The sequence below is a fragment of the Streptomyces sp. Rer75 genome (genome assembly GCF_013414305.1).
Taxonomy (GTDB): domain Bacteria; phylum Actinomycetota; class Actinomycetes; order Streptomycetales; family Streptomycetaceae; genus Streptomyces; species Streptomyces himastatinicus.
Genome location: NZ_CP058693.1, coordinates 7936067 through 7951972, shown reverse-complemented (window position 1 = coordinate 7951972; position 15906 = coordinate 7936067). Strand labels below are relative to the sequence as shown.

At 71.0% G+C, this 15906-nt stretch carries 9 protein-coding genes; 2 read left to right on the top strand and 7 right to left on the bottom strand.

What is annotated here, in order from left to right; translation table 11 throughout:
• Window positions 1-4: 4 nt before the first annotated feature.
• The 3 genes from HYQ63_RS34175 to HYQ63_RS34165 all read right to left on the bottom strand — a co-directional run bounded on the left by HYQ63_RS34175 (window position 5) and on the right by HYQ63_RS34165 (window position 5299).
• Entirely contained in the window at window positions 5-1807 is a 1803-nt protein-coding gene (locus HYQ63_RS34175; RefSeq protein ID WP_179937627.1) for a BCCT family transporter, read from the bottom strand.
• A 99-nt stretch (window positions 1808-1906) separates the two neighbouring features.
• Window positions 1907-3238 (bottom strand): M14 family metallocarboxypeptidase, encoded by a 1332-nt coding sequence (locus HYQ63_RS34170; protein ID WP_179937626.1) that lies wholly within the window; start codon window positions 3236-3238, stop codon window positions 1907-1909.
• Between the two features lie 90 nt (window positions 3239-3328).
• Window positions 3329-5299: a Xaa-Pro dipeptidyl-peptidase gene (locus HYQ63_RS34165; RefSeq protein WP_306664857.1), complete on the bottom strand. Its 1971-nt coding sequence runs from the start codon at window positions 5297-5299 to the stop codon at window positions 3329-3331.
• A 187-nt stretch (window positions 5300-5486) separates the two neighbouring features.
• Here HYQ63_RS34165 and HYQ63_RS34160 point away from each other — a divergent pair, with 187 nt between their 5' ends.
• Complete coding sequence (locus tag HYQ63_RS34160) at window positions 5487-6971, top strand: M1 family metallopeptidase (RefSeq protein WP_179937625.1); 1485 nt, start codon at window positions 5487-5489, stop codon at window positions 6969-6971.
• Window positions 6972-6999: 28 nt separating this feature from the next.
• Here the strand turns inward: HYQ63_RS34160 and HYQ63_RS34155 are convergent, their stop codons facing one another.
• On the bottom strand, window positions 7000-7848 hold the full coding sequence (locus HYQ63_RS34155; RefSeq protein WP_179937624.1) for an oxygenase MpaB family protein: 849 nt from the start codon (window positions 7846-7848) through the stop codon (window positions 7000-7002).
• 90 nt (window positions 7849-7938) lie between these two features.
• Window positions 7939-11694 carry a glycoside hydrolase family 2 TIM barrel-domain containing protein gene (locus tag HYQ63_RS34150; RefSeq protein WP_257232320.1) on the bottom strand — a complete coding sequence of 1252 codons (3756 nt, stop codon included), beginning with the start codon at window positions 11692-11694 and terminating at the stop codon, window positions 7939-7941.
• Between the two features lie 201 nt (window positions 11695-11895).
• Here HYQ63_RS34150 and HYQ63_RS34145 point away from each other — a divergent pair, with 201 nt between their 5' ends.
• Window positions 11896-12654: a MerR family transcriptional regulator gene (locus tag HYQ63_RS34145; RefSeq protein ID WP_179937623.1), complete on the top strand. Its 759-nt coding sequence runs from the start codon at window positions 11896-11898 to the stop codon at window positions 12652-12654.
• 19 nt (window positions 12655-12673) lie between these two features.
• On the opposite strand, the gene HYQ63_RS34140 is transcribed toward HYQ63_RS34145, so the two are convergent.
• Both HYQ63_RS34140 and HYQ63_RS34135 read right to left on the bottom strand, forming a co-directional pair.
• A complete protein-coding gene (locus HYQ63_RS34140; RefSeq protein ID WP_257232319.1) occupies window positions 12674-13558 on the bottom strand; it encodes an alpha/beta fold hydrolase in 885 nt (294 codons plus the stop codon).
• A gap of 118 nt (window positions 13559-13676) precedes the next feature.
• Window positions 13677-15878: a 3-hydroxyacyl-CoA dehydrogenase NAD-binding domain-containing protein gene (locus HYQ63_RS34135; RefSeq protein ID WP_179937622.1), complete on the bottom strand. Its 2202-nt coding sequence runs from the start codon at window positions 15876-15878 to the stop codon at window positions 13677-13679.
• Window positions 15879-15906: the final 28 nt, after the last annotated feature.

The following is a 15906-nucleotide window of genomic DNA, read 5'->3' as shown; positions in this document are numbered from 1 at the left end:
GGGGCTAGCGGGTCTCGCTCGTGGAGACCCGGTCCTCGCCCGTATCGTTCTTCGCGGTGTCCGCGGTCGAGGACTCGGCCTCGCCCGTTCCGGCGGCACCGTCGATGTTCTCGGCGGGAGCGGCCGGGCCGATCCGGATCTCGAACTCGCCGTCGTACTTCTCGTGTCCGGCGATGACGGCCATCTCGACCGCCTCCTCGCCCTTCTCGCCGCGCACGATCAGCGGGTCGCGGCGCAGGTCCTTCAGCAGGGCCCAACACAGGCCGACCATCACCAGGGTGAAGGGTGCGGCCACCAGGATCGTCAGGTTCTGCAAGCCGGTGAGCGCGTCGTCACCGCCGCCGCCGACGAGCAGCATGACGGCCGCGACGGCGCCCGTGACCACGCCCCAGAAGATGACGACGAAGCGGCTCGGCTCGAAGGAGCCCTTCTGCGAGAGGGTGCCCATGACGATCGAGGCCGCGTCCGCGCCGGAGACGAAGAAGATGCCGACGAGGATCATCACGATGACGCTCATGACGCTCGCCATCGGGTACTGCTCGAGCACACCGAACAGCTGGCCCTCCGGCGTGGTCTCCTTGCCCAGCTTCCCCGCGGCCTGGAGCTTCATCGACGAGCCGCCGAAGATGGCGAACCAGATCAGGCTGACGGTGCTGGGCACCAGGATCACACCGCCGACGAACTGCCGGATGGTGCGGCCGCGGCTGATCCGCGCGATGAACATGCCGACGAACGGCGTCCAGGAGATCCACCAGGCCCAGTAGAAGACGGTCCAGTCGCTCAGCCAGGTCGCGACGGTGTCGCCGCCGGTCGCCTCGGTGCGGCCGACCAGCTGCGGCAGGTCACCGATGTAGGAGCCGATGGAGGTCGGCAGCAGGTCGAGGATGATGATCGTGGGACCGGCCACGAAGACGAACACGGCCAGGAACAGCGCCAGCACCATGTTGATGTTGGACAGCCACTGGATGCCCTTGGCGACGCCCGACACGGCGGAGGCGATGAACGCGACCGTCAGCACCGCGATCACGGCGACCAGCAGCCCGGTGCCGACATCGCTCTTCCAGCCGAGCACCTCGATGCCACTGCCGATCTGGAGCGCGCCGAGCCCGAGGGACGCGGCGGAGCCGAAGAGGGTGGCGAAGATCGCGAGGATGTCGATGACGCGGCCGCCCGCGCCGTTGGCGTGCCTGCTGCCGATCAGCGGGGTGAAGACGGCGCTGATGGTCTGGCGGCGGCCGCGGCGGAAGGTGCTGTACGCGATGGCGAGGCCCACGACCGCGTAGATCGCCCACGGGTGGAGCGTCCAGTGGAACAGCGTCGTGGACATGGCGACCTGCATCTTCTCGGCCGCGCTGCCGGGGTCGGTCCCGGGCGGCGGGGTCACGAAGTGCGCCAGCGGCTCACTCACCCCGTAGAACATCAAGCCGATGCCCATGCCCGCGCTGAACATCATCGCGACCCATGAGACGGTCTTGAACTCGGGGTCCTCGCCTTCCTTCCCGAGCGTGATCTTGCCGTAGCGGCTCATCGCCAGCCACAGCGCGAAGATCACGAACCCGGTGGCGGCGAGGATGAACGCCCAGCCACCGTTGTGGATCAGCCCGGACAGCATGCTGTCCGAAACATCCTCGAGCGCGCCGGTGAACACGGCTCCCCAGATCACGAACGCGAGGGTGAGCCCGGCGGATACGCCGAACACCACGCGGTCGGTCCGGGGAGCCGGGGTCGGGTCGGGACTACCGGGAAGGTCTGCCGTGACCGGAGGGTCGTTTCTTACGTCCCCCGTGTCCTTCTGTGTCTCCGTCACGCATGAACCTTTCACTGTGTTTGTTTTCACTGGGTTTACTGGAACGAATATGCGGCTACCCAGTAGTCGGATACGTATGTCAATACGACCCCCGCTGTGTCAGCATGTGTTCACCCGCTGACCAGCAGTGAGGTGATAGGCTGCGCGGCCGTCCAGCAGCAGCGGGACGAGGGCGCGCAGCGGCTGCCGCAGCGGTACGAGGACATCGTGACCCACGTCACGGAGGGCCTGCGTCCGTATCCCGTGAAGGGCCAGCTCATCCCGTATGCCGGCGTACTGCGCGGCGTCCAGCCGGTAGCCGCACGGCGGGTCCTGGAGGACGTCGCCCTCCCCGGCCGGGTCGTTGTCCGCGCCGCCGAGGTACACCGGGCCGCGGTCCGCGTAGCCGGAGAGCCGGGCCGCGGTCGTGGCGGCCTCGATCCGCGGACGCCGCTCCTTCACGAAGTCGAACGCGCCGTCCAGGGCGGCGAGCTGGGAGCCCACCCGGCGCTTGTTGTTGACCGCGGGGTCGGCCTTCTCGGCGTCGGTGAGCGGGTCGACACGGGTCTCGACGAGCTGCCCGACGCTGTTCTTGGCCCCGGCCGTGTTCCGCAGGATCCGCTCCTGGCCGTCGCCCGCCACCTGCTTGACCGGCTCGCCGGTTTCCGGGTCGGTCCAGATCCCGTAGACGCCGGTGGAGAAGCCCGCGCCCTCGGCGTGCGGGCGCACGTAACGGTCCGAGAGGGTACGCGCCTCGCGGTGTACGGGAGGTGCGGTGTTGAGGTTGCGCGGCCACAGGGCCAGCAGGTCCTTCACGTAGTACGGGACGGTGGCCCCGTACTCGTGCAGGTCGTACACGGTGTCCGGGCGCCAGTCGCGGATGACGCGCGCCATGGCGCGGGACTCGGCGGTGGCGAGCGCGATGTGGTCGCGATTGATGTCCGTGCCCTCGGAGTTGCCGCGGGTGTCGGCGGCCCGGCCGTCGGGGTTGGCGGTGGGCACGACGAGGACGTTCGTACGCTCCAGGAAGCGGCGGGTCCCCGGGTCCTTGGCGTAGGCGAGGTCGCGGATGGTGGTCAGGCAGGCCTCGCGGCCTGACGGCTCGTCACCGTGCTGGGAGCAGATGAGCATCAGGGAGTTGCCACGGGCGGCCCGGGCGGCGTCGGCGGGCGCGGCGGGGGCGCCGATCCGCACCAGGTTGAGGGGGCGGCCCTGTGCGGTGGCGCCGATGGTGTCGACGGCGACGCGCGCACTGGCCTTGTCGACGGCCGCGAGGAAGTCCGCCTCCTGGTCTTGGGTCGTCCAGCGCGCCCCGTTGCTGGCCTCGAATCCGGTGCGCGGCGGCGCTCCCGGCTCGGCCCGGGCGGGCGCGGCCAGGAGCGACCCGGTGACCAGCGCGCCGAGCGCGCCGCAGGTGACGGCGGTGCGGATGAGGGGTGCGGGTGAGAACACGGTGCGGACCTCCTGTGGTCACGATGCGGTGCGGTGGTGCCCGGTGAGGCGCCCGGGCGCGGACGCCTCACCGGTGCGTGCCGGGTTACCTCAGCGCTGTGGCAGGGGCGACTCGATGTGCGGGGTGCGCATGCCGCGCAGCCGCTCCGGGGACGGGGCGGCCCCGGGCACGGCGCCGTCGGCCCGCAAGGAGCCGACGAGCGGGAGGCGGGCCGAGGTGCGGTTGAGGTCGAGGGTCAACCGGGGTGTGGTGGTGGGCGGTTCGAGGAGTCCGGCGTCCGTACCGGCGATGATCAGGCCCAGCCGGTGGCCCGCCGGGACGACGTGGTCGGTGGCGGCCAGGTCGAGGGTGATGGTGTACGGCTTGCCGGGGGTCAGCGGACGGCCCTTGCGGGCGTCGGCGTAGTGGCCGAGGTCGGCCCAGCCGCGGCTGAAGACGGTGTGGTCGACCGCCTCCGTGTCGGCCGCGGTCACCTTGAAGCAGGCGCTGTCGCCCGCCGTGCTGCTCCCCCAGCAGGTGCGGTCGTCGAGGGTGACGATCCCTTCGCCCGCCGCGCCGTAGTCGCGGATGGTGTCCGGGCCGAGGTCGACCAGGACCGCGCTCAGGTGGGCGCTGGTGGTGGACGGGGTGGCGGTGACCGTCACGGTGCCGGAACCGGACAGCCGCAGGTCCTTCGTCAGCGGCGGCGTGCTGAAGCCCGCCTTGGCCGCGGTCGGCCGGTCGATGTCGGCGGCCCAGTCGGTCTCGCTCAGCCGGGGGTCGTCGGTGAAGGCCGCGGTGGCGCCGGGCCTGGCCCGCTCGGTGCCGAGGACACCCACGCCGGGAGTCTCGCCGGGGCCGGGGCGCAGGGTGGTCTGCCGGGTGCCGGACGGGGGCCAGACGCGGTCGGTGGACCACTGGTCGGGGGCGCGCTCGATGTCGGCCATGGGGGTGCGCTCGATGCCGTTGTCGATGCCGAGGAGGTAGTGGTCGAACCAGCGGTGCAGCGTCTTGACCCAGGTTCCGCGCCGGAAGTCGAACGGGTCGACGTGTCCGGCCTGGGAGAGCCAGATCTTGCGCTCCACGCCCGCGTCGGCGAGCGCGTTCCACCACTGTCCGAGGTGCTTGGTGCGGACGTTGAGGTCCTGCATCCCGTGGACGGCGAAGACGCTGGCGCGCACCTTGCGGGCGTCGGGGACGTAAGTGCGCGCGCTCCACAGCCCGGTCCAGTCGCCGCTGCGCGGAGCACCGTCGACGAGACGTTTCTGTACGGCGTCGCAGCGCCCGTGCGCGGCGTCGCTCTCGACCCGGTAGGCGAGCCCGTCCGGGCCGGAGCCGAAGAGGGCGGCGCCCTTGGCGAAGTAGTAGTCGTACCAGGAGGAGATGGCGCCGATGGGCACGATGGTCTTCAGGCCCTTGACGCCGGTGGCGGCGACGCCGTTGGCGATGGTGCCGTCGTAGCTCTTGCCGATCATGCCGGTGCGGCCGTTGCTCCACGACGCCGTGACGGGCTTGCCGCCGGACGCGGCGCTGTAGCCGGTGGCGCGGCCGTTCAGCCAGTCGACGACGGCCTTGGCGGACTGGATGTCGGAGCGGCCGCCGACGTCGACACAGCCGTCGGAGCGGTTGGTTCCGGCGAGGTCGACGAGGACGGTGGCATAGCCGCGCGGGACGAAGTAGTTGTCGTAGAAGAGCGGGAACAGGACCGGTTTGCCGTTCGCGTCATAGGTCTTGGTCTGGCTCTCGTTGCCGCGTCCGCAGCAGGAGTAGTACGGACTGGCGTCCATGATCACGGGAATCCTGCGGCCCTGCCGGGCGGCTTCGCGCGGCCGCACGATGTCGACGGCGACCCGGTCGGTCCTGCCGTCCGCGTCGCCGTCGAGCTTCGTGTCCACCCATACGGATTCGCGTATGGCGTCGTCGTAGGAGTACACGGGTCTGCTCTCCCGCACCGTGGCCGCGTGGGCCGGTGAGGTGCCGAGGGGAGACAGCGGTAAGAGGGTGGCGGCCACCAGTGCGGTGACCGCCGGGACGAGGTGCCTGGCCCAGTGGATGCGGGGTTTCCGCCTACGTAGCAGCACGGCCGGACGGTAGCGCGAGTGAACTCTTGTGCAGAAGAGGGCGGACGGCGCGGCGCCCTGATGAATAAGGCGGGGCCCTGTGGCGGCTGGATGTCGATTGCATGTCAGATAATTGATGGACGGGAAGTGCGCACACGGAGTACATAGAGTCGCGAGTGATCGTTCTCCCCTACGAGTTGGAGGACTCGTGCGTCACCACAGACTCATCGTCCCGAGCGCGGCCGCGGCCTGCCTGCTGCTGGCGATCCCGGCGTCGGCGGCCGAACCGGCGCCCGGCGCGCCCGGCATCGGGGACTCCTACTACCCCTCGTACGGCAACGGCGGATACGACGTCTCCCACTACGACCTGCGGCTGAAGTACCAGCCGAAGACGGACCGCTTGGAGGGCACGGCGACGATCGTCGCCAAGGCCAAGCAGGATCTGTCCCGCTTCAACCTCGACTTCGCGCTCGATGTGCGCGAGGTGCTGGTGGGCGGGAAGAAGGCGGCGTTCACCAGGACAGGCGACCACGAGCTGGAGATCACGCCGTCCGCGGCGCTCGACTCCGGCCGTCCCTTCACCGTCGTGGTGCGCTACAGCGGCACGCCGTCGAAGGTGGAGGCGGGCGGCTTCACGGGCTGGCAGCGGACGCCGGACGGCGGGGTGGCGGCCAATGAGCCGGAGTCGGCGTGGTGGTGGTTCCCGAGCAACGACCATCCGCTGGACAAGGCCACGTACGACGTCTCGGTCGCGGTGCCGGACGGTACGCAGGCCATCAGCAACGGCGTCCTGACGTCGAACAGCTCGCAGCTGGGCTGGACCCGCTACAACTGGCGCTCCAGCAAGCCGCAGGCCACCTATCTGGCCACGCTCGCGGTCGGCAAGTTCGACATCACGACGGACACCACCGCGAACGGGCTGCCCGTCCTCAACGCCTACAGCAAGGACCTCGGGGACACCGCGGGCGCGGCGCGGGCCAGCATCGAGCGGACGGCCGAGATCGCCGACTGGGAGTCCACGGTCTTCGGCCCGTACCCCTTCGAGGCGCTGGGCGGCTATGTGCCGAACGTGTCCGCCGGATTCGCCCTGGAGACCCAGACCCGGCCCTTCTACGGCCCGAAGAAGTTCGCCAAGGGCTCGAACGTGTCGGTGGTCGTGCACGAGCTGGCGCACCAGTGGTTCGGCGACAGCGTCTCGGTGAAGGACTGGCGCGACATCTGGATCAACGAGGGCTTCGCGAGCTACGCGCAGTGGCTGTGGTCGGAGAAGGAGGGCGAGGGCACGGCGCAGGAGCTGGCGGACTACACGTACGACTCCTACCCGGCCGACGACCCGTTCTGGAAGGTCGAGCCGGGCAACCCGGGTGCGGAGAACCAGTTCCACGAGGCGGTGTACGACCGGGGCGCGCTGGCGCTCCAGGCGCTGCGGAACCGCGTCGGCGACAAGGACTTCTTCGCGATCCTGAAGGGCTGGACGACGAAGAATCGGTACGGCAACGCCTCGGTGAAGGACTTCGTCGCGTACGCCGAGAAGGTGTCGGGCGAGCCGCTGGCCGCGCTCTTCGACACCTGGCTGTTCACCCCGTCGAAGCCGGGGGCGACGCAGGCGCGGGCGGCGGAGCTGAGCCCGGCGAAGGCGCCGGTGCGGCCGAAGTCCTGGCAGAAGATCCAGGCGGCGCACTCCGAGCGGTGACGTCGCGTCGGCCGCCGGGCCCCTGGTTCTAGGAGGTCCGGCGGCGGGCGGCGCGGCGGGCCTCGCGGGCGATCGGGAGGTACCGCCACCGCTCCGGCAGCAGCGGCACCAGCACCCGCACGGCCAGCCCGAACCGGCGCAGCCGCCGCTCCTGCGCCGCCGTCCACGGCAGCCCGATCACCTCGCGGGCGTCGGGCGGCATCAGCCCCGCCGTCAGGAACGCCCGGAAGCGGAGGAACAGCGGGCGCAGCAGCGGCCAGGCGGCGCGCGGCAGCGGAGCGGCGGGCGGGGGCAGGGGCGCGTCAGCCGCGACGAGCTCCCGTACGACGGCCGTCGCCTCCAGCTCCTCGCGCAGCACCCGCCGGTAGTACGGCCAGAACTCCTCGACCGTCCGCGGCATGTCACGGTCCTCGAGGCCGAGGATCCGGCCGACCCGGAGCAGCTCCGCGTAGAGCTGCCGCTCCTCCGCCCCGGTGAACGGGCGGCGGCCCAGATAGCGCTGTGCGTGCAGGTAGGCGGGGAAAGCGGTGGCGTGCACCCAGGCGTAGAGAGCGGGATCGAGCGCGTGGTAGGGGCGCCCGTGCGCGTCCACGCCCCGGATGGGTTCGTGGGCCGTACGCAGCCGCCGTCCCTCCTGCGCCGCCCGCTCCCCGCCGTACACCCACAGCTGGACCGACTGGAGGGAGCGCTCGCCACGCCCCCAGGGGTCGGTGCGGAAGGCGGAGTGCTGGTCCACGCCCGCGCCGACGCCCGGGTGCGCCACCTGCATGGCCGTGGCGGCGGGCAGGGCGAGGACGCTGCGTATGTCGCCCGCGATGGACCACAGGATGCCGCCGACGGGCGGCGGCTCCGGCGGGGTCTGATATGTGGTGCTCATACCTCCATCGTCACGCGCGCCCCTCGCTGCGGGAGAACGCGCCGGTGCCCGGGCCTGGGCCCGGGCACCGGCTGGGAGGGGCGGTCGCTGTCAGTCCGCCGGGAGCGGACGCAGCGTGAGGGTGTAGTCGTACGCCTTGTCGGCCTTGACCCGGTACTGGTCGCGCACCGGGTTCGGGGTGTCGCCGACGCCGGTGACGGCGTGGTCGGCGTGCAGGGTGTTCCAGCCGCCGTTGCGCTTCAGGAGGTGGGGGTAGGCGGCGCGGTCGAGGTCGTCGTACGCGCTCGCGCCCACCTCCAGGTCGCCCGACACCAGCAGGCCGCCGCCGCGGCCGTCGGTGAGCGAGGCCCAGCGCACGTCGTCGTGGTTGCCGTGGTCCTGGGGCTTGAGGTACTCGACGTACTGGTCCTCGACGGAGGAGGACCAGACGCCCATGGGCGTGCCGTCCTTGCGGTCGTTGTAGTTCTCGACCGGGCCGCGGCCGTACCACCGGAACGTGTCGTACCGCTCCGGCACCTTCAGCTTCATGCCCACCCGCGGCAGGTACGACAGCTTGGCCGCCTCGTCTCGCGCCCGGACCTGGTGCCGGACGCCGATCTCTCCGGAGCCGTCGACGCGGTACGTCATGGTCTGGTCGAAGGACGCGTTGGTCGCCTCGGGCGGGGTCACGGTGGTGTGGAAGGCGACGGTGACCGTGCCGTCGTCGCCCGGGGTCACGTCCATGCCGACCACGGTGGCACGCAGCCGGTCGAGGCCGAGGGAGCGCCACTGCTTGCCTTCGGCGGTGCCCCAATCGGAGCGCTCGTTGCTGATCGGGGCGCGCCAGACGTCGAGTTCGGGGCCGGAGGTGAGGAGTTCACGGCCGCCCGCGCGCATCGAGGTGAGCGTGCCCTTCTTCTTGTCGAAGGTGTAGCGGAAGTCGGGGCCGGTGACCTCGACGGTGTCGCCCTCGACGGTGGACGTGGCCTTGGCGTCGCCGTTGCGCGCCCGCTCGGGCTCCGGGACCTTCTTCCCGCCGACCGCGAACTGCCCGAAGGAGACCACGTGTCCGGCCTTCGCCCAGTTCGCGTCGTGGGCGGTCACCGCCTGGACGGTGAGGTAGCGCTCGTAGCCGTCCGGGTTCGCGGGCGGGGCGGGCAGCTGGACCTCTTCGCTCGCGTCCGGCCCGACGTCCAGGGCGCGGGTTCCGCTCGCGACGGTCTTCGCGCCCTCGGTCACCTTCCAGCGCAAGCGCAGGTCGGAGGTGCCGGTGAAGACGCGCTCGTTGGTGATCTTGACCTTGCCGCCGCGGGCGTCGGCGTCGGTGATCCGGACCGGCGCCTGCACCCAGGCGAGCTGGGCGGTCTCGGGCTCCGGCTTGCGGTCGGCGGTGACCAGGCCGTCCACCCCGGACTCGTAGAGGCCGTACGACAGATAGCTGCCCTTGCGCTGGAAGCTGTCGAAGTCCAGGGCGATCAGGGCGTCCCGCTTCGGGTCCTCACCGGCGGCGAGCCGGGCCGCGCCGAGGGCCGTGTCGTAGACGCGGACCTGGTCGATGGTGCCCTTGGCGGTGCGTCCGGGGTAGCCGTCCTCCATCGTGTCGGCGTTGCGGCCGACGCCGAGGTCGTAGCCGGTGTAGTCGATGCGGCCGCTCCAGGCGGTCTCGGCGAGCTGCTTGCCGTCGACGTAGAGGCTCAAGCGCCCGCCGTCGTAGGTGCCGGTGACGCGGTGCCAGGCGCCGGTCCAGCCCTGGGGGACGTCCGCGGTCACCGTGCGGGGCTTGCCCTCGCTGGTGATCGTGAACTCCAGGGTGTCGGCGTCCTTCATCCGCAGCACGTACTGGTCGCCCTTGCTGACCATGGTGAAGTCGCCCGTGAACACCTCGGCGGGCTTGACCTGGGCGTCGAGGGTGACCGCCTTGCCGGTCAGATCGAGCTTCGGATCGCGGTAGGTCTCCACGAAGTCGTCGAGACCGGACAGGTACAGCGCCTTGCCGCGCTTGCCGTCGACCACCTGCGGCTTGCCGGACAGGCTCGCGGCGATGCGGTTGCCGGAGGAGTCGGGGGTGGTGATCAGGGGGCGCTCGATGTTCTGCTCGGCCCAGTCCCAGATGAAGCCGCCCTGGGCGCCCGGGTATTTCCGCATGACCTCCCAGAACTCCCGGAAGTTGCCGAGGCTGTTGCCCATCGCGTGCGCGTATTCGCCCATCACGATCGGCTTGGTGAAGGTCTTGGCCTTGGATTCGAGGGACGCGGGGGTGGGGTAGCGGGGCCCCGCGATGTCGGCGAAGGGGGCGTCGCCGTCGGGCCGGTTGGGCTGGTGGTACAGCGGCCGGGTCGGCTCGTTCTTCTTCGTCCACTCGGCCATGGTGTAGTGCGCCTTGCCGAGCCCGGCCTCGTTGCCGGTGTCCCACATGATGACGCTGGGGTGGTTCTTGTCCCGCTCGACCATGCCCTGGTGGCGTTCGAGGAACGCCTTCTGCCACTCGGGCCTCTCGGCGAGGCAGTCGTCCGGGCAGTTCTCGAAGCTGTGGGTCTCCACCTCCATCTCGTCGTCGATGAGGATGCCCTCACGGTCGGCGAGTTCGTAGAGGTAGGGGTCCGAGGGGTAGTGGGAGGTGCGGATCGCGTTGACGTTCAGCCGCTTCATCAGCCGTACGTCCTGCTCCATGCGCTCCCGGGTGGCGTACCGGCCGGTGGTGGGGTCGGTCTCGGCGCGGTTGACGCCGCGGATGAGGATGCGCTTGCCGTTGAGCTTGAGCTGCTTGTCCTCGACCTCGACCTCGCGGAAGCCGACGCTCTGCCGGACGGTCTGCGTGACCTTGCCGTCGCCGTCGCGCAGCTTCAGCACCAGCCGGTACAGGTTGGGCGTCTCGTCGGACCACTTGGCGGGGTTCTTCACCTCCGCCGTCAGCTCGGCCTTGCCGTCCGCTTCCTCGGCGGACAGCCGCCGCACCTCGCGGCCGCGCGGGTCGTACAGCACGCCCGTGACCCGCTGCTTCCCCTTCGCGCCGCCCTCGGCGCGCGCGATGTCGACCTCGGTGCGCAGCGTGGCGTCCCGGTAGTCGGTGTCGAGGTCGGTGGTGACGTACGCGTCCTCCATCCGGGTCTTGGGGGTGGAGTACAGCGACACGGAGCGGAAGATGCCCGCGAAGCGCCACTGGTCGTAGTCCTCCAGGTACGAGCCCGCGCTCCAGCGGTGCACCTGGACGGCCACGCGGTTGTGGCCGGGCCGCAGGTAGTCGGTGACGTCGAACTCGGCCGGGACGTAGCCGCCCTGGTCGTAGCCGACGTAGCGGCCGTTGACCCAGACGAACGCGGCGGAGGTCATCCCGTCGAAGCGGAGCACCTGCCGCCGCCCGTCCCAGCTCTTCGGCACCTGGACGTCCTTGAGGTACGCCCCGGTGGGGTTGACGTCGCGCGGGACCTTCGGGGGTTTCTCGGGGACGATCTCGCCGTCGATGTTGCGGAAGATCGGGTGGTCGAGGTCGTCGGTCTGCCAGGTGTGCGGGACCTTCACGCGCTGGAATCCCCGGGAAGAGGACGCGTCGTAGTCCTCCTTCCAGAAGCCCTCGGGCGCGTCCTCGGGCTTGTCGGCGAGGGCGAACCGCCAGCTGCCGTCGAGGCTGCGCTGCCACTTCTCCGCGTCCGGCCCGGTGGGCTTCAGCCGGGCGTGCGGGGGCTCCTGGCCCTCACCCGTCTTCTCCGGATCCTCGAGGTAACTGTGCACATCGGCGGGGAACTTGCCCGCGTCCGGCGCTCTTCCGGCGGCGCTGTCCGCCGTGGTGAGGGCGGCGCCGAGCGCCGTGGCCATGGCAGCCGCCACCGCGATCAGTCGTGTGCCGTACCTGCCGCGTACCGTGCCCAATCCGACCTCACCTCACATATTCGCAAGAAAACCAACACAGCTGAACAGCGATGCACGCTATTGGCCGGGTAAAGAGAGCGTCAACGGTGCGGACGGATCTCTGTGCGATCAGATGAGGACGGAAGGTTTCACAGTGATGATGAGACAGCAATACTGATGTACCCGATCGGGCAGCACACCGGAGAGCGAGGCGACGCGTCGATGACCACCCCCGACAGCGAGGGGTCGACCAGCGAGGAACCGACCCTCACCGTCGACGAGCTGGCGGCCCGGGCCGGTGTGACCGTCCGTACGATCCGCTTCTACGGCACCCGCGGGCTGCTTCCGCCGCCCGCCATCGGCCCGCGCCGGGTGGGCCACTACGGACCCGGGCACCTGTCGCGGCTCGCGCTGATCGAGGAGTTGCAGCACCACGGCATGACCCTCTCCGCCATCGAGCGCTATCTGCGGCAGCTCCCGGCGGACCTGAGCGCGGACGACCTCGCCATCCACCGCGCCCTCGTCGCCTCCTGGGCGCCCGAGGCACCCGAGGAGGCGACCCGCGACCAACTGGCCCGGCGGGCGGGGCGCGCGCTGTCGGACGAGGACGTCGACCGGCTGGCCGCCCTCCACGCGCTGGAGCGCACGGACCGGCCGGACGTCTTCCGCGTCGACCCCGGAGTGCTGCACCTGGGCCTGCGGCTGCTGGACGTCCCGATCGACCTGGAGACGATCCTGGCGGCCCACACCGTCGTGCTGGAGCACAGCCGCTCCGTGGCCCGCGAGCTGGGCCGCCTCTTCCGCGACGAGGTGTGGGGCCCGGAGCGGGAGCCGGAGTCGGGCGGCGGGGCGGAGCGGGTGGCGGCGAAGAAGTCGCTGTCGGCGGACATGCAACCGCTGGTGGTGCAGGCGCTGGTGATCGCGTTTCAGCGGTCGATGAAGCAGGAGCTGCGCGCCTGGTACGGGATGGCCGCCGACTGAGCCCTTGTCGGGCGTGCGCTCAGCTCTGTACGAGGGCGGCGGCCAGCTCGGCGGGGCGGACGGCGAACGGCGAGTGGCCACCCGGCAGCGTCCGCACCGCGAACGGCTGGTCCGGCATCGCCGCGTCCGCCTCCGCGATCATCAGGTCCTGCACCGCGGGCGTGAGCGCCCAGTCCTCCGCGCACCGGATGAAGGTCCGCGGGATACGTCCCCACCGCTCCCGGGTGAGGGCGACCGGGGTGGTCGGTATCGCGAACGGCATATCGGGGCTCAGGGCGTGGCGCCAGCGGTCGAAGGACCCGGCGGGGACGTCGTGGTAGTAGGCCCGCCGCAGCTCCTCCGCGTACTCCGGGTCGGCGGACAGCGGATTGATGCGGAACGCGCCGATGGCCTCCGGGTCGCCCACCATCAGCCCCCGGCCGCGGGTGGTCGCGGTCTGCTCCGGGGACGTCATGTAGTCGGCGAAGCGGGGGCGTCCCGCGGGCACGACGGACGTCAGATAGACCAGCTCGTCGACCAGTTCCGGAGCCTGCTCCGCGGCCAGGGAGGCGGAGACGCCACCGGCGCTGTGCGAGACCAGGACGACCCGCCGGTGGCCGCGCACCGCGCGCAGCGCCGAGACGACGGCCCCGGCGCACTCCTCCAGGGTCAGCCCGGCCAGCGCGGACTTCTCGGTCGCCAGACCCGGCTGGCCGGGGGCGTGATAGCCCGAGGGCACCGGGGCGTCGAAGCCGTGCCCCGGCAGATCGACGGCGAGGCTCACCGCGCCGAGTCCGGCCAGGGCGCGCTGGGTGGGCGCCCACTGCCAGGAGGAGTGCCAGGCCCCGTGGACCAGCACGAAGAGGGTGCCGGTGGGGGTGGGGTGGTCGTTGCCCATGCTGCTCATGTTGCTCGTGTTGCTCATGGGGGACAGTCCACCCGCTCGGCGCGCACTTATGCATGGCTATATCTCGCCAACGAGGCGCCGATATTCGCCAGATATCGGCGCCCCGGTCCGGGCCCCTTCAATGTCCCCTCATCCGTTAATCCGTGAAGCGTTCGCCCCGCTCCGCCTTCTCCAGCAGCAGCGGCGACGGCGCGAACCGCTCCCCGTACGCCGCCTCGAGTTCCCGGGCGCGGGCCACGAAGCCCGCCACGCCGCCCTCGTAGCCGTTGATGTACTGGAGCACCCCGCCCGTCCAGCCGGGGAAGCCGATGCCCAGGATCGAGCCGATGTTGGCGTCGGCGACGGACGTCAGCACGCCCTCCTCCAGCAACCGCACCGTGTCGAGGGCCTCGCGGAAGAGCATGCGCTCCTTCATGTCCTCGAAGGGGATGCTCTTGCCGCTGGTGCCTCCGGTGCCGCCGGTGCCGAAGTGTTCGCGCAGCCCCGGCCACAGCCCCAGGCGCTTGCCGGTGGCCGCGTCGTACTCGTAGAAGCCCGCTCCCCCGCTGCGCCCCGGGCGCCCGAACTCGTCCACCATGCGGTCGATGACCTCGTCGGCCGGGTGCGGCCGCCACTCGCCGCCCGCCTCCAGCGTCGCGCGCCGCGTCTCCTCGCGGATCCTGCGCGGGAGGGTCAGGGTGAGTTCGTCCATCAGGGAGAGCACCTTGGCGGGGTAGCCCGCCTGGGCCGCGGCCTGTTCGACCGAGGCCGGGTCGATGCCCTCGCCGACCATCGCCACGCCCTCGTTGATGAAGTGTCCGATGACGCGCGAGGTGAAGAAGCCGCGGGAGTCGCTGACGACGATCGGGGTCTTGCTGATCTGCCGCACCAGGTCGAAGGCGCGGGCCAGCGCCTCCTCCCCGGTGCGCTCACCCTTGATGATCTCGACCAGCGGCATCTTGTCGACGGGTGAGAAGAAGTGCAGCCCGATGAAGTCACCGGCGCGCTCAACCCCCTCCGCCAGCATCGTGATGGGCAGGGTGGAGGTGTTGGAGCACAGCAGCGCGTCCGGCGCGACGATGGACTCGATCTCCTGGAAGACCTTGTGCTTGAGCGCCGGGTCCTCGAAGACCGCCTCGATGACGGCGTCACAGCCCGCGAGGTCGCGCGGGTCGGCGGTGGGGGTGATCAGGGCCAGCAGGGCGTCGCGCCGGGCCTCGCTCGTACGGCCCTTGGCGACCGCCTTGGCCAGCAGCCCTTCCGCGTACGCCTTGCCCTTGGCGGCCGCCTCGTCGGAGACGTCCTTCAGGACGACCTCGATACCAGCCTTGGCGCAGGCGTAGGCGATGCCCGCGCCCATCATGCCGGCGCCCAGCACCGCGACCTTGCGGACCGTGCGCGGCTCGATCCCCTGCGGCCGGTTGGCACCGGAGTTGACCGCCTGGAGGTCGAAGAAGAACGCCTGAATCATGTTCTTGGCGGTCTGGCCGACGACCAGTTCGGTGAAGTACCGGGCCTCGATGGTCTGGGCCGTCTCGAAGTCGACCTGCGAGCCCTCGACGGCGGCGGCGAGGATGTTGCGCGGCGCCGGGTAGGGGGCGCCGTTCAGCTGCTTGCGCAGATTGGCGGGGAAGGCGGGCAGGTTGACCGCGAACTTCGGGTCCGCCGGGGTGCCGCCGGGGATCCGGTAGCCCTTCTCGTCCCAGGGCTGCCGCGACTCGGGGTGGGCGTCGATGAAGGCGCGCGCCCTGGCCAGCATCTCGTCCGGCGTGTCCACGACCTCGTGCACCAGCCCCGCCTCCAGCGCCCGGCGCGGGGCGTACCGGGTGCCCTGGAGCAGCACCTTGAGCAGGGCGTCGGCGACGCCGAGCAGCCGCACCGAGCGGACCACCCCGCCGCTGCCCGGCAGCAGCCCGAGCGTGACCTCGGGGAAGCCGATTCGCGACGCGGGAGTGTCGAGCGCGACCCGGTGGTGACAGGCGAGGGCGATCTCGAAACCGCCGCCGAGCGCCGCGCCGTTGATCGCGGCGACGACGGGCTTGCCGAGGGTTTCGATGCGGCGCAGTCCGCGCTTGATGCGCAGGTTGGTCTCAAACGCCTGCTGGGCCTGGTCGGGCCCCAGCGTGACCATGTCCTTGAGGTCGCCGCCCGCGAAGAAGGTCTTCTTGGCGGACGTGATGATGACGCCGCGGATCGACTCGCCTTCCGCCTCCAGCCGGTCGGCGACCGCGTCGAGGGAGGCGATGAAGGCGGCGTTCATGGTGTTGGCGGACTGTCCGGGGTCGTCGAGCACGAGGGTGACGACGCCGTCGTCGCCCTGCTCCCAGCGGATGGTCGAGGCGGTGGCGGGGTTGCTCATCTCACGGTCTCCAGGGGCGAGGGGGCGG